Origin of the sequence: Bacteroides sp. AF39-16AC, from assembly GCF_003602735.1 — a bacterium.
In the GTDB taxonomy this organism is placed as follows: Bacteria; Bacteroidota; Bacteroidia; order Bacteroidales; family Bacteroidaceae; genus Bacteroides; species Bacteroides uniformis.
Map to the genome: position 1 here is coordinate 145,238 of NZ_QTLN01000006.1, position 20,195 is coordinate 165,432.

Consider the following 20,195-nt stretch of genomic DNA (forward strand, 5'->3'; position numbering starts at 1 on the left):
AAATATTAATGGGGGAAGTACTAATATTGTACTTCCTCTTTTGTTTTTTAGTGATGGTTGTACTTTTGTTGTAGTACGGGATGTGGAGATTGTCGCATGCTTTTCTTTTATTTGCAGTAAAATAATATTTCTATCAATTAAAAGCATGAAAAACATGAAGCATTTACTTTTCAAGTTACAATTATTTTTAGTCTTGTTGGTGTTTACTGCCGTTAGTACGTATGCACAGAAATCTCCGGTTGATATGGATCGTTTCATCGACGATTTAATGAAGAAGATGACCCTGGAAGAGAAAATAGGTCAGTTGAATCTGCCGGTTACCGGTGAGATTACGACCGGTCAGGCTAAAAGTAGTAATGTGGCCAAACGTATTCGTGCCGGTGAAGTGGGCGGGCTTTTCAATCTGAAAGGCGTGGAACGTATCCGCGATGTACAGAAGCAGGCGGTTGAAGAAAGTCGTTTGGGTATTCCTCTCTTATTTGGTATGGATGTTATTCATGGATATGAAACGGTGTTTCCCATTCCTTTAGGATTATCGTGTACATGGGATATGAAGGCGGTTGAAGAATCGGCGCGTATTGCAGCCATTGAGTCCAGCGCCGACGGTATTTGCTGGACATTCAGTCCGATGGTGGATATTTGCCGTGATGCCCGTTGGGGGCGTGTGTCCGAGGGCAACGGTGAAGACCCGTTTCTGGGAGCAGCCATTGCGCAAGCCATGGTACGTGGTTATCAGGGAAAGGATATGAGCCGTAATGATGAGATCATGGCTTGTGTAAAGCATTTTGCCTTGTATGGTGCCGGCGAGGCAGGACGTGACTATAATACAGTAGATATGAGTCATCAGCGCATGTTCAATGAATACATGTTGCCCTATCAGGCGGCGGTTGATGCCGGTGTGGGCAGTGCGATGGCTTCTTTCAATGAGGTCGATGGTATTCCAGCTACTGGAAACAAGTGGTTGATGACGGATGTATTGCGTAAGCAGTGGGGGTTTGACGGTTTTGTAGTGACAGATTATACCGGAATTACAGAAATGACCGACCATGGCATGGGCGATACGCAGACTGTTGCCGCGTTGGCGTTGAATGCTGGTGTCGATATGGATATGGTGAGCGATGCATTTGTAGGTACGCTCAAGAAGTCATTGACAGAAGGAAAAGTGACAGAAGAAGCTATTAATGCGGCTTGTCGCCGTATTTTGGAAGCTAAGTACAAGTTAGGCTTGTTCGATAATCCTTATAAATACTGTGATGTGAAGCGTGCCAAGAAGCAAATCTTTACCAAAGAGCATCGTGCCGTTGCGCGTAAGATTGCTTCGGAGAGCTTGGTGTTGCTGAAGAACGAGGGTAATGTGCTTCCGCTGGCCAAGAAGGGCACTATTGCTGTGGTAGGTCCGTTGGCAGACAGCCGCAGTAATATGCCGGGTACTTGGAGTGTGGCTGCCGTATTGAAGAATGCTACTTCTTTGGCTGAAGGTTTGAAGGCGGTAGCAGGCGGTAAAGCCGAAATACTGACTGCGAAAGGCTGTAATTTGATGAGTGATGCCGAATATGAGAAACGTGCCACTATGTTCGGACGTTCTTTACACCGTGACAATCGTTCGGACAAGGAGTTGCTGGACGAGGCTCTTGCCGTGGCTGCCAAATCGGATGTTATTGTGGCTGCGCTCGGTGAGTCTTCGGAAATGAGTGGAGAGAGCAGTTGCCGCACGAATCTTGAAATGACGGACACCCAACGCATACTGTTACAGGAATTATTGAAAACGGGAAAACCTGTGGTACTGGTGCTGTTTACCGGTCGTCCGCTGGTACTGAACTGGGAGCAGGCAAACGTGCCGGCCATTCTGAATGTATGGTTTGCGGGCAGTGAGGCAGGTTTTGCCATCGGCGATGTACTGTTTGGTGATGTGAACCCGAGCGGAAAGCTGACTACGACTTTCCCGAAGAGCGTGGGACAGATTCCTTTGTTCTACAACCACAAGAACACGGGTCGCCCTCTTGCCGACGGTGCATGGTTCCAGAAATTCCGCAGCAACTATATAGACATGGACAATGAACCGCTTTATCCCTTCGGTTTCGGCTTGAGCTATACAACATTCTCTTATAGCGACGTGGCTTTGGACAAGACTAGCATGACGGATAAGGGCGAACTGACTGCTACCGTGACTGTGACCAATACCGGCAAGAGAGACGGTGCCGAAGTGGTCCAGCTTTATATTCGTGACCTTGTGGGAAGTGTAACCCGTCCGGTGAAAGAGTTGAAAGGCTTTGAAAAGATTTTCCTGAAAGCCGGCGAATCTAAAAAAGTATCTTTCAAGATTACTCCCGAATTGCTGAAGTTCTACAACTACAATCTTGATTTTGTATGCGAGCCGGGTGACTTTGAGGTGATGATTGGCAGAAGTAGCCGGGATGTAAAGAAAGCAGCGTTCAAGTTACTCTAACTGATTCCCAAGGCGGCAATATGCAGCATTCGAGCCACTGCGTTGAAATGGCATTGTTGCTGCATATTGTCTGCATTTTCACTGCAAACTATATGCAGTATTCTTGCAGTATTTGCTTGACTTGTGTAAGATAATATGATCTATTGAAAAACATGAAGAAAATATTTTTATTAATATTGTGTCTGTCCACCATGTACCCGGTTGTCAATGCTGGGCGGGTGGTTCAGAGTTTTAATGACGGCTGGTATTATGCCGCATGTGATGACAATCGGTTGCAGGAAGTGCAACGCCATGAAGAAGGTTGGCAGCAGGTACATCTGCCGCATACCTGGAATGCGGATGCCTATTCTACCCGTAACTACCGCAGGGCTTCTTCCTGGTATAAGAAAGAGTTCCGTACGGATGCCGCGCAGATGCGGGATAAACAGCTTTACCTGAAATTTGATGGTGTCAATTCTCTGGCAGATGTGTACCTCAACGGCGAGCTGCTCACTACCCACAAAGGAGGTTACTCTGCCTTTACCGTAGACATTACGGATAAAGTAAGGACCGATGCCCCGAATCTGCTGATGGTGCACGTCAATAATCAGAACGACCGGATACCTCCTTTGTCCGGCGACTTCACCATCTTTGGCGGCATCTACCGCAATGTGTGGCTCATCAGTGCTGCAAAGCAGCACATCAGCCTTACCGACTATGCCTCTACGGGCATTTATGTCGATTTGCCTTCCGTGAGTGAGGATAGGGCAGAAATCAGTGTGCGTGGGACTTTGGTGAACCGTGATGTGCGGCGTGCGGTGTTGAAGTTGGACGTCGAGGTGCTGGATACAGATGGGAAGACCGTAGCCCAATCTTTGCGCAGCGTCCGGATAGATGCCGACGGGGCGTTCGCCTTCGAGGAACGGTTACAGTTGGAAAAGCCACAGTTGTGGTCGCCCGATTCCCCTTATCTGTACAGCGTGAAAGTTTCTTTGAAAGATGTGCGTGGCAAGGTGTTGAAAGATGAGACACGTGTCCCTTTGGGGGTCCGCTGGTTCAGCGTGGATGCGCAGGAAGGCTTCAAGTTGAATGGGGAACCCCTGAAACTTATGGGAGCTTGCCGTCATCAGGACCAGATGCCGATAGGCATAGCGCTTTCGGATGAGATGCACCGCAGGGATATGCAGTTGCTGAAAGACATGGGTGTGAACTTTGTCCGTCTGGCACATTACCCACAGGACGATGCCGTGTTGCGTGCTTGCGACGAACTCGGCATGCTGGTATGGGAGGAGATTCCGGTAGTAGATTTGATAGCTTTGGGTGACGAGTTCCGCGCGAATGCCACAAGCGCCTTGCGCGAAATGATTCGCCAGCATTACAACCATCCGTCCGTCATTATGTGGGGGTATATGAACGAGGCTGTTATCCAGCTGCAGTATCGGGTGAAGAAACAACGGCTCAACGGTTTCTACGAGAATACCTTGGCGCTTGCCCGGCATCTGGAGGAAACTCTGAAGAGGGAAGACCCCTACCGTCTGAGTACGATGGCCTACCACGGCAATCAGATTTACAATAAAATCGGTCTCAGCAATATCACCGACATTTCCGGTTGGAACCTTTATCAGGGCTGGTATGAGAACGACTTCAAGTCTTTCGACCGCTTTGTGGACGAAGAGCATCGTAAATACCCGCACCGTCCGTTAATAATCAGTGAGTTCGGTGCCGGTTCCGACCCGCGCTTGCAGTCGCTCGATCCGCAGATATTCGATTTCTCCATGCAATGGCAGCAGTTGTACCTCGAATACTATCTGCCCGCTATCATGAAGCGACCGTTCATAGTGGGCGCCACGGAGTGGAACTTCATTGATTTCAGTTCTGCCAGTCGCCAGGAGGCTACGCCGCATATCAATAATAAAGGACTGATGTACAATGACCGCCGTCCTAAAGATGTGTTCTATTATTTCCAGGCATTCCTGCGCAAGGATATTCCGGTGCTGCACATTGCTGTGGATGACTGGAAGCATCGGACTGTGGTTTCGGACGGTGAAGCGGTGGAACATCCGGTGAAAGTGTATTCCAATCTGGATAAGGTGGAGTTGTCTGTCAACGGCACGAAGCTCTCCGTGCAAGGCATCGAGAATTGCCATGCAGTGTGGCAAGTGCCTCTCGTTGCGGGGCGAAACACGCTTGTGGCTTCAGGTATCTGCCATGGGAAGAAGGTGGAGCAGGTTTCGGACATTTTTGTGAAGATGCAGCCTCGCCATATCGCGGCAGTCGGCTCCGGACAGCTGGAACTTGCAGTGAACGTGGGCAGCAACTGTTTCTTTACGGATGACAAGAGTGATCTTTGCTGGCTTCCCGACCAAGCTTATACTCCTGGAAGTTGGGGCTACATAGGTGGAGAGATTTTCCGCCGTTCTCCGGGACGTATCGGAACCACTGCCGAGGTGAAAGACACCCGTAATGTTCCTTTGCTCCAGACCAAACGCAAGGACATCAAGGCCTATCGCTTCGACTTGCCCGACGGCGACTATGAAGTGGAACTTCTTTTTGCTGACCTGAACGCACGTTCCGAGCGGGTGACTTACGATTTGGGAGCTGTCGCTACCCTAGACAATGCCGATTTCCGCGGCAGTGTCTTCAATGTTTCTGTCAACAACCGACCTTGGCTGAATCATTTCTCTCCGGCGATAGAAGTAGGCGGGAACCGTTGCATATCCAAGAAACTGCATGTTGCCGTAACCGGTGGAAACCTTACGGTGAACTTTGAGGCGGTGAAAGGGATGACGTTCTTGAATGGGATAAAGATATTCAGGATTCATTGATGTTCTATTCTTAATAATGTTGTATTAACCGATAAATTGAGTGAAATATGAAACACAAATTACTTACCGGGTCTCTCTCCTTCACAGTAGGGATGGGATTCAGCGCTTTGCCTGCCGTCGCGCAGCAATCTCCGGCTTCCACTGAGGTCAAGCCTAATGTAATCATTATCAACGTTGATGATTTGGGCTATGGCGACATTGGTTGTTACGGTGCCACCAAGGTCAAGACTCCCAATATAGACCGTCTGGCATCGCAAGGCCGTAGCTTTACGGATGCTCATTCATCCTCGGCTGTTTCCACGCCTTCACGTTATGGACTGATGACTGGTCAATATCCTTGCCGTGAGGATATTTGGGGGGCAATCTTCCTGAATCAGACTCTGCAAATTGATACGGCACGCACCACAATTGCGGATGTGATGAAACGTTCCGGCTATTCCACTGCCATCGTGGGGAAGTGGCATCTTGGATTTCGTACGGACGAAAAGATGGACTGGAACAAGGAACTGGCTCCCGGACCACTTGAATTGGGATTCGATTATTACTTCGGTGTGCCTATTCTCAACAGTCATCCACCTTTTGTTTATGTGGAGAACCATCATGTGGTGGGTTATGATCCCAACGACCCGTTTGTAAGAGGCAAGAGGGCAGAAACGGAGGAGTTCGATGAAAAATTCGGTATCAACTCTATTGGTGGAGCCACGGCTGCGCACCGTTTGTACAAAGACAGGGCTGTAGCCACTACTTTGAAAGACCGGGCCGTGCAGTGGATAAAGGAACATAAGGATTCACCTTTCTTCTTGTATTATGCTACCACCAACATCCATCATCCTTTTACACCGGCCGAACGCTTTGTAGGTACCAGTGAGGCAGGACCTTACGGTGATTCAATCCATGAATTGGACTGGGTGGTAGGCGAGATTATGCGTACCCTCGATGAGGAAGGGCTGGCGGGAAATACTCTGCTCATCTTCACCAGTGACAACGGAGGAATGCTGAATCATGGAGGGCAGAGAGCTTGGAAGGCAGGACACCATATCAACGGCAAGCTTCTTGGTTTCAAGTTCGGAGCTTGGGAAGGCGGGCATCGCATTCCTATGATTGCCCGCTGGCCGGGTAGGATTCCTGCGGGCAGCGTATCCAACCAGTTGATGTCCAATGTTGACATGCTTGCCACTTTGGCTGCCCTCACAGGATATGAATTGCAGGAGCAGGACGGGCCGGACAGTTTCAATATGCTTCCTGCCCTTATCGGAAATCCCGGGAAAATGATTCGGGACCATATTATTATCTGTCCTTCCCAAAAGAGCCATCTTTCCATTCGCAAAGGGAAGTGGGTCTATATTCCGGCGCAAAACAGCGGCGGATTTACCGGAAAGAATGTCGGTGACCATGACTTGGGCGGGGCATCCGCTTTCCAGCTCACCCATCGGGTGAACAGCGATATAGAAAATGCCCGGATAAAGCCGGATGCACCCTCTGTGCAGCTTTATAATTTGGAGGAAGACCCATACCAGACCACAAATGTGTATGAACAGCATCCCAAAGTGGCACGCAGGCTGGCGCGGATACTGGAGGAGAAGATAAGGAAGTCGGATGCCACAAGAAAGTGACAACCGATAGATTGATGAAAAACATAATTTGAAAAATGAAGAATACCATGATGAAAAAGTTTTTTGTAGGTTTATTCTCCCTTTTGATGGGAGTAGGCAGCGCTTTTGCGCAGACCAATATGTCTAGTGAAATGTATGACCTTGCCAAGATGAAGGAAGGCTTGCGCAACCGCCGTGTCAGCAGTTATGACCGTACGGGCAACAACCGTGACCACCTGAAGGCCATCAAGCCGGGCGAAACGGCTGTCTTGGCCGACATCAAGGGGGCAGGCGTAATCAACCATATCTGGATAACGATGTCTCCGGGACCGCGCCAGCTTTCCCGTAACGACATCATCCTTCGGATGTACTGGGACGGCAGCGACGAGCCTTCTGTCGTGTCCCCCATCGGTCCCTTTTTCGGCCAGGGATGGAACGAACAGTATAACTATGCTTCTTTTGCCCTTTCTTCCGGTCCCAACGGTGGTACGGGTTTGTGCAGCTATTTCGCCATGCCTTTTGCCAAAGGTGCGCGCATTGAGATAGAGAATCAGACGGATGTCAACATCGGCGCCTTCTACTACTACATAGACTATGTGGAGATGAAGGAACTGCCCAAGGACATGGGACGTTTCCATGCGTGGTTCAACCGTGAGATTACCGAAGCGCTTCCCGAAGGGGAGACCGAGTGGGGTTCCGTGGGTAAGCAGACGGAGAATAAGGACGGAGCCGACAATTATGTGTTTGCCGATATCAAGGGAAAGGGCCATTTTGTGGGATTGAACTATTATGTACAGTGCCCTACCCCCATGTGGTATGGTGAAGGCGATGACATGTGGTTCATCGACGGTGAAAAACAGGCTTCCTTGATAGGCACCGGTACGGAAGACTTGTTCAACACCGCCTGGTGCCCGAAAGAGCCCTACCAGCATATCTACTTCGGCTATCCACGTGTGAATAATGATGTCGGATTCTTGGGGCGTACACATGTCTATCGGTTCTTTATTCAGGATCCCGTCTTCTTCGAGAAAGGGCTGAAAGCCACCATCGAGCATGGACACAACAATTGCCTGACGCTCGACCTGGCTACCGTTGCATACTGGTATCAGGACAAGGCGACGGCTGTCCCGGCCATTCCCGACAAGGAGGGCCGTAAGCTGAAGCCGATGGTAAACAATGTGATGATGCACAAATGGCGTCATGAATGGAGAAAGAACAAGGGGAACAAAGCGGACCTTTGGGGAAATGAATAAATTGCTGGAGGATATGAAATGAAGACATTATTAGTTATATCTGTTTTATTAGCATTTACTCTTTTGGGGCATGCCCAAATATGGAAAGTGCCTGAAGGTCATGAAACGCGGTGGACAAGTTTTGAAAATCCTACCGGTGCCAAGGGAACGGCAGCTCAAGTCAATAAAGGTGCAAAAGGAAGTGCTTTCGGCAGAATCATGGCGGGAGACAGCTGTGTTTTGTTGTCTCAGCAAGGACCCGGGATCATTAACCGTATTTGGCTGACAGTCAGCAAACGTAACCCTAAGATGCTTCGTGCGTTGCGTATCAAGTTTTATTGGGATAATTCTGTTGTTCCGGCAGTGGATGTCCCATTGGGAGATTTTTTTGGGAATCCGCTGTCACGTACATCTCGTTTTGAGAACTGTTTCTTTTCTAATCCGGAGAAGCGTTCTTTTAACTGTTCTATTCCGATGCCTTACCGCACCGGTGCCAAAGTGGTGTTTGTGAATACCTCGGATGAGGACCTGACACACTTGTTTTATGATATTAACTTTACTAAATTGCCGGAATGGGATTCGGAGATGAGCTATTTTCATGCTGTCTGGCGTGAAGACAAATCCACCAAGTTGGGAGTGGATTATACTGTTCTTCCCCAACTATCGGGCAGGGGGCGCTTTTTGGGGGTAAGCTTGGGTATCTTTGCCAATAAGGCGTATGAAACTACTTGGTGGGGAGAAGGTGAAATCAAGTTCTACATTGACGGAGATAAGGAATTTCCCACATTGAGTGGTACGGGAGTTGAAGACTATATTGGTACGGCTTGGGGGCAGGGCGAGTATTCCCACCGTTATCAAGGTTGTCCGATTGCAAATGCGGACAGTTGTTGGTGGAGTATGTATCGTTTCCACGTGCAGGACCCGATTTATTTTCATCATGATATAAGAGTTACATTGCAGCAGATTGGAGGTGCTCCATATCAAAAGGTACTCGAACTGTACAAGGCGAAGGTTCCTCTTGTACCGGTTACTATAGATAGAAGCGGTAAACTGAAATTCTATCGTTTATTAGATGAAAATTCAGACCTACATATCACGGATAAAGACTTTCCGCCAGGATTTGTTAATTTCTACCGCCAAGATCATGTAACTTCAACAGCATATTTCTATTTGGATAGGCCTGCAGTCTGAATAATTTTTTAAATAACTTCCTAGTGTATATTATTGGAAATTAGTATTTTATACAATGCTGTAGTAGTTACGTTGTAGTGCTTGAGCAGGTTGTGGTAATCTTGTGATAGTTTGTTTTTTGACATACATCAATTGCTCCTATACTTTTGCAAAAGAATTTTAAATCAATACAAAATGAAGAAAAATTTATTAATTACATGTGTGATGTTGCTGTTTGCCGTTGTTTCGATGGCGCAGAACAAAATTACGGTTTCGGGTGTCGTTTCCGACAAGACGGGAATGACTGTTATTGGTGCTACAGTTTCGGTAAAGGGGGCTCCTCAGCAAGGAGTCGTTACTGGACTTGATGGTGATTATAAGATTACCAATGTTCCCAGTAACGCTGTCTTGCTTTATAGCTATATTGGTATGAAAGACCAAGAAATAGCAGTGAATGGTCGTACTACTATTAATGTAGTAATGCAAGAAGACAATATGTTGATCGATGAAGTTGTAGTTGTAGGCTATGGTGTACAGCGTAAATCAGACTTGACCGGTGCTGTTGGTTCTATCAAGAGCGATGATTTGAAAAAGATTTCTACACCTAATGTGGCTAACGCGTTGCAAGGTCGTGTGTCCGGTGTATTTATCTCTGCAAGCGGTGCTCCGGGTAGCTCTCCTGAAGTGCGCATTCGTGGTATCGGTACTACTAATAATAGCAATCCGCTCTATGTGGTTGATGGAATGTTTATGGACGATATATCATTCCTGAGTAACCATGATATTGAGTCCATGGAGGTATTGAAGGATGCTTCTGCTACTGCCATGTATGGTTCTCGCGGTGCTAACGGTGTAATCATTGTTACCACCAAGCAAGGTGCTGAAGGTAAAGCACAGGTGAACATTACTGCCAGTGAAGGATTTCAGTTCCAAAATAGCGGTAAATTTGAGATGTGTACGGCTTCTGAATATGCTATGCTGCAAAATGAAGCTAACTTGAATATTAATCCAGATGGCGGTCTTGTTTATGATGACCCGGCTTCTTTCGGAAAAGGGACCAATTGGTTCGATGAGATTTTCCGAGTAGCGTCTGTCCGTGATTATCAAGTTGCTGTTAGTGGCGGAACAGAAAAGGTACGTTATAATTTGAGTGCCGGATATTTCCAACAGGATGGTATCATAAAGGAAAATTCTTATGACCGTTTTACTTTGCGTGCCAATAATTCATATAAAATAAACAAACATTTGACTATCGGGCATAACTTATCGGCTTCTTTCAGTCATACAAAAAATGAAAATAAGGGAGTTGTAAAATCCGCTTATAAACTGAGCCCTATCATTACTCCTTATGATGAGAATGGTAATTTCTCCGATCCTCAGGTGGCATCTACTGCTAATCCGCTTGCTACCCTCCATTATATGAATAGTGATAATTGGAAAGATAGAATTGTGGGTAGTGCATTCTTGAATTGGGAAGTTATTAAAGGGTTGAATTTTAAGACCAGCTTGGGCATTGATTATATTAATGGTAGAAGTCGTAATTTTACTCCTAAGTATTATATCTCGGAGTATCAAAAGGTAGATGAGAACAGCTTGTCTAAAACATGGACTAGAGATTTTACTTGGCTGTGGGAGAATATCTTGACTTATGATTGGCAAATCAATGATAAAAATCGTCTGAATCTTTTGGGTGGTATTACTGCTCAAAAATACACTAATGAAAAGTTAGGCGGGTCAGGACGTAATTTCTTCTCAGAAGTGGAAGACTATTGGTATTTGGATCAGTCTTCAAGCGATACACGTGGACTTGAGAATAATGGAAAACATGAAGCCATGATGTCTTACTTGTTCCGTGCCAACTATGCTTTAATGGACAGATATTTGTTGACGGCTTCTATACGTGCCGATGGCTCTTCGAAGTTTGGACCGGATAACCGTTGGGGATATTTTCCGTCAGTAGCTGCCGGATGGAGGATTTCTGAAGAAGCTTTTATTAAAGATAATGTTGAATGGTTGAGTAACTTGAAGATTAGAGGTAGCTGGGGGCAAATTGGTAATGATAAGATTGGTAATGACAAATATTATGCATTGGCTAATGTAGACCCTACTTATGATGCTGTATTTGGTGGTGATTATTATTCTGGTGGTACTGTAACTTCTCTTTATAATACACAAATCCATTGGGAACGTTCAGAGCAGTTGGATCTTGGTTTTGATTTAGGCTTGTTCAATAATCGCTTTTCTTTAGAGTTTGACTATTACAGAAGAGATACAAAAGAAATGTTGGTAAATGTGGATGTTCCTGCTTCTGTAGGACTTGCCTCTGTAGAAACAAACGTGGGATCAGTACGTAACTCTGGACTTGATTTTACGGTGAAATGGGAAGACTCGTTTAAGGATTTTCGTTATGGCATCCGCTTGACTGGAACTACAATTAAGAATGAGGTGACTAATTTGGGAGGTAAACGTATCACCAGTGGGGATATAGGTTCCGGAAAAAGTGTTCATATGACAGAAGAAGGAATGCCAATCAAGTATTTTTATGGTTACAAGACTATTGGTATTTTCCAAAGTAATGAGGAGATTGAGCAGTATAATGCGATGGCTGCGGCTGCTTCCGGTGATGCGAAGAAGAAGTATCAGGCAAATGTAGCTCCGGGTGATCTGATTTATGCAGATACGGATGGCAATGGATATATAACTGCTGAAGACCGTACGGATTTAGGCTCTCCTACTCCGAAGTTTATCGGTGGTTTGGGCATAACTGCCGCTTGGAAAGGCTTTGATTTGTCAATTGATTTGCAGGGTAATTTTGGTAATAAGATTTATAATGCCAAACAAGCTGAAAGAAATGCTGGTGTTGATAACTGGGATCGTTCGTTCTTGGATAGATGGACTGAAAACAATAGGAATACTTCCATTCCGCGCATGACATTTGAGGGTAACAATTATTTTGTTTCCGACCGTTATGTTGAGAGTGGCAACTATGTGAAGTTACAGACTGTGGAATTTGGATATACATTCCCAAAAAACTTGATGCAAAAAGTGCATATCCAGAATTTGAGATTGTACTTCTCAGGTAATAACCTGCTTTATTTTACGAATTATAACGGATTTACTCCTGAAATCTTAGGGGGGCTTGACCGTGATATTTATCCGATTACCGCTACCTGCCGTTTTGGCTTGAATCTTACATTCTAATGGAAAATAAAAATAGGAAATGATTATGAAAAAGATATATTCACTTTTATTAGCTTCAGCATTGGTTTTTACCTCTTGTTCTGATTTTTTGGATACAAAGCCGCAAGGGAAATTGACGCAAGATATTTTCTTCGGGGAAGAAGAAGGTGCTTTGATGGGAATTAATGCTATATATTCTCAAATGAAAAGTTGGGACTTGATCGGCTTTTCTTGGTTTGGCATTATGGAGGTGCCGAGTGACAATTCTGATACAGGAAGTTCACCGGCAGATGGTAGTTATGCTCGCGTGAATTCATTGAATGATTTTACTTATGATGTTTATACTTCTGAATTGAACGGCTGGTGGACCGGAAATTATAAAGGAATCGGATTCTGTAACGTAGCATTGGATAACTTGGATGTGTTGAAAGATGAGCAGTTAAAGATTAGAAGCATTGCACAGGCACGTTTTTTCCGTGGTTTCTTTTACTTTAACTTGGTGAGAACTTACGGTGGCGTACCTTTGGTTACTAAAGTTCAGAATCCCGATGAATATGATCAGCCATGCGCTTCTGAAGAAGCTATTTATCAGCAGATTATTGATGACTTGTCCTATGCGGCAATGAATTTGCCAACCCGTGATGAATGGGGGATTGCTGAGAGAGGAAGAGTTACGAAAGGAACTGCAGAAGGCTTGTTGGCTAAAGTTTATTTGTTCCGTCAAGATTATGCAAGTGTAAAACAATATGCAGGGCAGGTAATAAGTAGGGGAGAATATAACCTGCATCACAATTACCGTGATTTGTTTAGCCCGGATTCTTATTATTCTGATGAAGTGATGCTGGCCGACCAGTATTTGTGGGGATCAGACAAGACGAGAGATAAGGCTTCCGAATATGTGAAGTGGCAAGGTGTCAGAGGTTTCAAAGGTTGGGGATTCTGTTCTCCGTCAGAATCTTTGGATAAGGCTTATGAATCAGGTGATCCGAGACGGGAGGCTACTATCATTTACGATGGCGAAAATATGGAAGGAGTTGGGGTTATAAACTTCAAGGACGAACCGGGAGTACAACCGCGTGCCAATAAAAAGACAATGTGGCCTACAACTTATTGGAATGCCAATAATTTTGCTAAACAAAATTGCCACTTGTATTTTCTGCGTTATGCGGATGTACTGTTAATGTATGCTGAGGCCTGCAATGAGTTGGCAAATGGTGAAAGCGACCCATTAGTAGATGACGCCCTGGCTAAATTGGAATTGGTCAGAGACCGTGCTCGTAAGTCCGGTGATGATCCCACTGTATTACCTAAAATAACAGAGAGGGATAAGGCAAAGTTGCGTGAAATCATATGGAATGAGCGCCGCATTGAATTAGCAATGGAAGGACACCGTTTCTTTGATTTGATTCGGGCTGATAAAGTTGTTCCCGGATATGCAGAAAAGATGCTGAAGGCCCATGGAAAGACAAACTTCAATATGAGCCAGCATTCCACATTCTACATTCCACAGAAGCAGATTGATATTTCTCAAGGAATATTGAAGCAAAATAAATAAGGTGTGTGAGGAGTAGCCTAAGGCTACTCCTACTTCTTATGTGATTAAAATGTTTAAAATAGGTATTATGAAAAATATATTTCTTTTTTTCTTGTTTTTTGGGGTTTGTTCGTGCTCGGTAAATGCCATAAATCCACCATCTGGTGTGACAGAAAAGCAACTCTCCGATGATGAACTCATGACCCTTGTCCAGAAGCAAACTTTCCGTTACTTTTGGGATTTTGCCCATCCCGAATCAGGATTGGCGCATGAACGGAGCAACGGAGGTGCCGAGACAGCTACCATCGGTGGCTCGGGTTTCGGAGTGATGGCTATCATTGTCGGTATAGAGCGTGGTTTTGTCACTCGCGAACAGGGCGCTGAACGTATGTTGAAGATAGTCCGCTTTCTGAGCGACAAGAATACCGACAGCTATCACGGCATGTGGGCACATTGGATGAACGGTAAAACCGGCAAGACCATTCCTTTCAGTCGTAAGGACGATGGAGCGGATATTGTAGAATCCGCTTTCATGTTCGAAGGCTTGTTGGCTGCCCATCAGTATTTTACAAAGGATAATCCAACGGAAAACCGTATCCGCGGGATAATCAATAATCTGTGGCGTCAAGCAGAATGGAACTTTTTTACTCAGGGACAAGATGTGATGTATTGGCATTGGTCGCCAAACAACGGATGGGCGATGAATCATCAGATTAAAGGTCATAACGAGTGTCACATTGTTTACATTTTGGGCGCGTCTTCCCCTACTTATCCGATTGCCGAGAGCGTTTATCATAAAGGCTGGGCCAATGCGAATACTTTTCTGAACGGTCGGGAGTATTACGGCATCAAGCTTCCTCTTGGAAACAACCACGGAAAGGGAGGTCCTCTCTTCTTCACTCATTATTCTTACATGGGGCTTGACCCACGTGGCTTGAAAGATCGTTATGCCGATTACGAGGAACAGATGAAGGCTCATACCTTGATTAACCGTGCCTACTGCATTGACAATCCGAAGGGTTACAAGGGTTACGGCGAAAAATGTTGGGGATTGACTGCCAGTGACGGTGACAAAGGTTATTCTGCCCATAGTCCCGGTAATGACCGTGGTGTGATTACACCTACCGCTGCTCTTTCCTCTATTCCATATGCACCTGAATATTCTTTGGAAGCCATGCGTTATTTCTATGAAGAGTTGGGTGACCGTCTTTGGGGTGAATATGGTTTCAAGGATGCGTTCAATTTGACGGAGAATTGGTTTGCACCTTCGTATCTTGCCATTGACCAAGGGCCGATTATTGTGATGATAGAGAACTATCGTACCGGTTTGATTTGGAAACTTTTCATGAGTCATCCCGATGTCCAGAAGGGTTTGAGGAGATTAGGCTTTACTTCTCCTTATTTGAACAAGGTCGATTAGGTTGTTTGATAGGATTCTTTGATTCTGATTAGGTTTTACATAGATTAAAAAGGTTTGTAACCATGAAAAACGTGTTTGTCAATAGTGTATTGGTTGTTTTCGCATTGCTTGTCGCCTCGTGCGGCAGGCAACCGGAAGCCAAAGTAGAGGTGATGTCGTTCAACATCCGTTTGGATCATGTGGCGGACAGTATGAACAATTGGAAATACCGCAAGGACCATGCGGCACAAATGATTGCTTATTATGCTCCGGACATTATAGGCATGCAAGAGGTGGTGAAGAACCAACTCGATGACTTGAAGGAGCGTCTTCCGCAATATACCGCTCTCGGTGTAGGTCGTGTAGATGGAGAAGAGAAAGGTGAGTATTGCTCTCTTTTCTATAAGACAGACCGTTTCGAACTATTGAAGAGTGGAAATTTTGGGCTGAGTGAAACTCCTGATTCCATCGGAAAGAAAGGCTGGGATGCGGCTTGCGAGCGTATTGTGACTTGGGCGGTACTGAAAGACAAGGTGAGTGGTAGGGAAATAGCTGCTTTCAATACTCATTTCGATCATGTAGGTAAAGTGGCACGTCGCGAAAGTGCCGTGCTGATACTTGAGAAGATAAAACAAATGGCGGGTGACCTTCCGGTAATTGTTACCGGAGACTTTAATGGAACGGTAGATTCCGAGCCGGTCACTGTATTGACGGAAGGTGGAATGAAGAATGCTTGCGTTACGGCGAAAGTCGCTTACGGACCGACATGGAGTTTCCATGACTTCGGGCGCATCCCGGTAGAGAAACGTAGGTTGATAGATTTTATTTTTATAAAAGGTGCTGTAGAGGTGGAGCGTTACCGAACCATTGATGATAAGCCGGACAACGGCTATCTCTCCGATCATGCTCCCGTAATGGCTATCTTAAAACTATAAAAGCATTTACTATGAAAAAGAAATTATTGATTGGAGCTGCCCTGATACTTTCTGTGGGTATGGCATGTACTTCAGGAGCCGGTGATTGGCAGAGTTACAGCGGTGACAAACGGATAGAAGAGCGTGTCGATTCTGTACTTGCCTTGATGACACTTGAAGAGAAAATAGGTCAGATGACCCAATATTCTGCCAAGAGCGATATTGTGACCGGTCCGCAAGTAAATACGGACATTGAACCTCTATTGAAGAAAGGATACATAGGCAGTCTTTTCCATGCCACTTCTTCTGCCGCCATCCGCAAGACACAAGAGACGGCACTAGCGGAATCCCGGTTGAAGATTCCAGTGCTCTTTGCTTTCGATGTGATACACGGTTTTAAAACGATATTCCCTATTCCTTTGGCCGAGTCGTGTGCCTGGGACGCCGAACTGGCAGAAAGAAGTGCGTCCATTGCCGCTGCCGAAGCTTCGGCAGTGGGTGTTAACTGGACTTTTGCCCCCATGGTGGACATTTCACGTGATGCACGTTGGGGACGGGTAATGGAAGGCTCTGGTGAGGATCCTTATCTGGGTTCATTGCTCTCTGCCGCACGTGTACGCGGTTTCCAGGGTGAGAAGCCCGAAGACTTGATGCGGCTGGACAAGATGCTGGCTTGCGCCAAACACTTCTGTGCATATGGTGCTGCTGAAGCTGGTCGTGATTATAATACGACTGATGTGTCTGAGCGCTCTTTGCGCGATATTTATTTCCCGCCTTTCAAGGCTGCCAAAGATGCGGGTGTGGCTACTTTCATGACTGCCTTCAATGAGATTTCCGGTGTGCCTTGCACTTCCAGTAAATTCCTTTATCAGGATGTGCTTCGTGATGAGTGGGGGTTCAACGGTTTTGTAGTGACGGATTATACGGCTATCAATGAGCTTGTTCCCCATGGCGTGGCACGCGACGAGGCTCATGCCGCCGAGTTGGCTGCCAATGCGGGCATCGAGATGGATATGACCGGAGGTGTGTTTCATGCACATCTGCTGCAAGCCGTGAAAGAGGGCAAGGTGAACGAAGAAACCATTGATAATGCCGTACGCCGCATTCTGGAGATGAAATTCCTTTTAGGCATTATGGACGATCCTTACCGCTATCTGAATGAGGAGCGTGAGAAGGCTACTATCATGAAACCCGAGTTCTTGGAAGCAGCGCGCGATGCTGCTCGTAAGTCGGTAGTATTGTTGAAGAATGAGAATAACTTTTTCCCGATACAACCCTCCGAACGTAAGACTGTAGCTTTGATAGGCCCTATGGTGAAAGAACGTAACAGTGTGAACGGTGGTTGGGGTGGACGGGGAGACCGTCAACGGAGTGTCACTCTTTTTGAAGGGTTGGAAAAAAAGTACGGAAACTCGAACGTACGTTTTCTTTATGCCGAAGGCTGCGATCTTCGCAAGCCTGGAACTGCAGGATTTGCACAAGCTGTGTCCGTGGCTCGTCAGGCAGATGTCATTCTGGTTGCTGCCGGTGAAGACCAGAACTGGAGTGCCGAGGCTGCTTGCCGCACGGACATCACCCTGCCTGCTTCGCAGCGCGACTTGCTGAAGGAACTTAAGAAAACGGGTAAGCCCATCGGATTGGTATTGATGAACGGTCGTCCGCTGGAACTTACTTGGGAGGACGAGAATATGGATGCTATTCTCGAAGCCTGGTATCCGGGCACGATGGGTGGTCATGCCATTGCCGATGTCATCGCAGGCGACTATAATCCTGCCGGAAAGCTGACAATGAGTTTTCCACGTTCGGTGGGGCAGCTCCCGCTTTACTATAACCACAAGAACACCGGACGACCGCTTCCTCCGGACAATCCGAAGATGGACTACAAGTCTTCTTATATTGACTGTCCCAATTCTCCGCTTTATCCTTTTGGATATGGCTTAAGTTATACTAGCTTTGAGGTGGATAACTTGAAATTGGACAAGGAGGAGCTGAAAAAGGGGGAAACACTTACCGTTACAGTGGATGTAGCCAATATCGGTAAAGTCGGTGGTGAAGAGGTGGTACAGCTTTATATTCGCGACCTTGTGGGAAGTGTGACTCGTCCGGTGAAAGAATTGAAGGGTTTTCAAAAGCTGTATCTCAAGGCTGGCGAGAAGAAGTCGCTGACATTTGTGCTGACTGAAGAAGACCTTGCCTTTTGTGGTGCTGATATGAAGATGCAGGTGGAACCGGGGGAATTCCGGCTCTGGGTAGGAACATCGTCGGCAGATGAGCGGAATGAATCTGTTTTTACGTTGATATGATAAATTGAAAAATCTTATAAATCATTGAAGATGATGAATCATAAACTATCTTTAGGACTTGCCATGCTTCCATTGGTTCCTGCTGTTCAGGCTCAGGAACAAAGCAGACAAGACGGTGAACGTCCTAACATTATTTTTATCATGAGTGATGACCATGCACAGCAGGCTATGAGTATCTATGGTCATCCTATAGGTAAAGTGGCACCTACTCCTAATATTGACCGTATCGGGCAGGAAGGAGCTGTGTTCTGGAATAATTATTGCTGCAATTCTATTTCAGGCCCCAGTCGCGCCGCGATACTTACTGGCAAGCATAGCCATAAGAACGGCTTCATGAAGAATTGGGCACTAGGTTTCGACGGCTCTCAGCAGACGTTGCCTAAACTGTTGCAACAAGGCGGCTATGAGACTGCCGTCATCGGTAAATGGCATCTTATTTCCAAGCCGACGGGATTTGACCATTGGATGATTCTCAATGACCAAGGCGAATACTGTAACCCACAGTTCATTACCGAGGGGGACACTACTATTCATAAAGGATATGTGACCGACCTCATTACTCAATATTGTGAGGAATGGATGGACAACGGTCGTGACAAGAACAAGCCGTTCTTCCTGATGATGCACCACAAAGCCATTCACCGCAATTGGGTACCTGCCGAACGGCATTATCGTTTGTATGAACACGCCAAGTTCCCGCTTCCCGATAATTATTACGATGCCTATGAGGGACGTTACGCAGCACAGATGCAGAAGATGAGTATATACCGTGACATGTACGAAGGTCACGATTTGAAGATGGTTGCGGGTATCGATAGCGACAGCCTGCTCTTTGACCCTTGGCCGCACGCTTTCATGGGAACAATGACACCGGAAGAACGCCGCCGTTTCCTTGATGCTTACCGCGATCGAAATAATGAGTTCTATTCCAAGCCACGTTCATTTAAGGAAGTGGCTGAATGGAAATACCAACGTTACCTGCAAGACTACATGGCTTGTGTAGCAAGTGTGGACGAGAGTGTGGGCGAGATACTGGACTATCTCAAACGTACGGGGTTGGACAAGAATACGATTGTAGTCTATACCACCGATCAAGGCTTCTACTTGGGCGAACATGGCTGGTTTGACAAGCGTTTCATGTACGAAGAGTCTTTTGGTATGCCGATGGTGATGCGCTGGCCGGGACATATCAAACCGGGTACGCAAGTTACAGGTCTGACCCAGAACATCGACTTTGCTCCTACTTTCCTTGATATGTGCGGCATCTCCATTCCGCAGGACATGCAGGGCGTTTCGTTCAAGGAACTGGTGGAAAAAGGCAAGACACCGCGCGACTGGCGTAAGTCCTTGTACTATCACTATTATGAGTTTCCCGGCTTCCACAGCGTGCGTGCCCATTACGGTGTGAAGATGGAACGCTACAAGCTGATGCACTTCTACGTGGATGACAATTGGGAACTTTATGATCTCAAGACAGACCCTGAAGAGATGCACAATCTTTATGGGAAGAAGGGAATGGAGAAGATTACCACCGAACTGAAGGCTGAACTGGCACGCTTGCAAAAAGAATACGATGTGCCGCAGGAGTTATGCCGCTGAAAAGCTACCGGAAGACATATTG

Annotated in this window: 11 protein-coding genes; all 11 read left to right on the forward strand. The window is 46.3% G+C overall.

The features are described 5' to 3' along the window. Positions 1-154: 154 nt before the first annotated feature. The 11 genes from bglX (at position 155) to DW039_RS07815 (ending at position 20,173) form a co-directional block, all read left to right on the forward strand. The gene (gene bglX / locus DW039_RS07765; protein ID WP_057258866.1) at positions 155-2,446 is read left to right on the forward strand and encodes a beta-glucosidase BglX; all 2,292 of its coding nucleotides are present in this window, start codon (positions 155-157) and stop codon (positions 2,444-2,446) included. A gap of 152 nt (positions 2,447-2,598) precedes the next feature. After that, on the forward strand, positions 2,599-5,250 hold the full coding sequence (locus DW039_RS07770; RefSeq protein ID WP_117703837.1) for a glycoside hydrolase family 2 TIM barrel-domain containing protein: 2,652 nt from the start codon (positions 2,599-2,601) through the stop codon (positions 5,248-5,250). A gap of 47 nt (positions 5,251-5,297) precedes the next feature. After that, entirely contained in the window at positions 5,298-6,863 is a 1,566-nt protein-coding gene (locus DW039_RS07775; RefSeq protein WP_081030682.1) for an arylsulfatase, read from the forward strand. A 35-nt stretch (positions 6,864-6,898) separates the two neighbouring features. Next, complete coding sequence (locus DW039_RS07780) at positions 6,899-8,095, forward strand: glycoside hydrolase family 172 protein (protein WP_081030681.1); 1,197 nt, start codon at positions 6,899-6,901, stop codon at positions 8,093-8,095. Between the two features lie 18 nt (positions 8,096-8,113). Then, positions 8,114-9,265: a glycoside hydrolase family 172 protein gene (locus DW039_RS07785; RefSeq protein WP_064774935.1), complete on the forward strand. Its 1,152-nt coding sequence runs from the start codon at positions 8,114-8,116 to the stop codon at positions 9,263-9,265. 174 nt (positions 9,266-9,439) lie between these two features. Continuing rightward, the gene (locus DW039_RS07790; protein ID WP_057256704.1) at positions 9,440-12,445 is read left to right on the forward strand and encodes a TonB-dependent receptor; all 3,006 of its coding nucleotides are present in this window, start codon (positions 9,440-9,442) and stop codon (positions 12,443-12,445) included. A gap of 25 nt (positions 12,446-12,470) precedes the next feature. Beyond that, complete coding sequence (locus DW039_RS07795; RefSeq protein ID WP_227239046.1) at positions 12,471-13,979, forward strand: RagB/SusD family nutrient uptake outer membrane protein; 1,509 nt, start codon at positions 12,471-12,473, stop codon at positions 13,977-13,979. 67 nt (positions 13,980-14,046) lie between these two features. Beyond that, entirely contained in the window at positions 14,047-15,378 is a 1,332-nt protein-coding gene (locus DW039_RS07800) for a glucoamylase family protein (RefSeq protein ID WP_057256703.1), read from the forward strand. A 62-nt stretch (positions 15,379-15,440) separates the two neighbouring features. Next, on the forward strand, positions 15,441-16,292 hold the full coding sequence (locus DW039_RS07805; RefSeq protein WP_117704111.1) for an endonuclease/exonuclease/phosphatase family protein: 852 nt from the start codon (positions 15,441-15,443) through the stop codon (positions 16,290-16,292). Between the two features lie 11 nt (positions 16,293-16,303). Beyond that, positions 16,304-18,574 (forward strand): glycoside hydrolase family 3 N-terminal domain-containing protein, encoded by a 2,271-nt coding sequence (locus tag DW039_RS07810; RefSeq protein ID WP_057281414.1) that lies wholly within the window; start codon positions 16,304-16,306, stop codon positions 18,572-18,574. A 33-nt stretch (positions 18,575-18,607) separates the two neighbouring features. Further along, the gene (locus DW039_RS07815; RefSeq protein WP_117704112.1) at positions 18,608-20,173 is read left to right on the forward strand and encodes a sulfatase; all 1,566 of its coding nucleotides are present in this window, start codon (positions 18,608-18,610) and stop codon (positions 20,171-20,173) included. Positions 20,174-20,195: the final 22 nt, after the last annotated feature.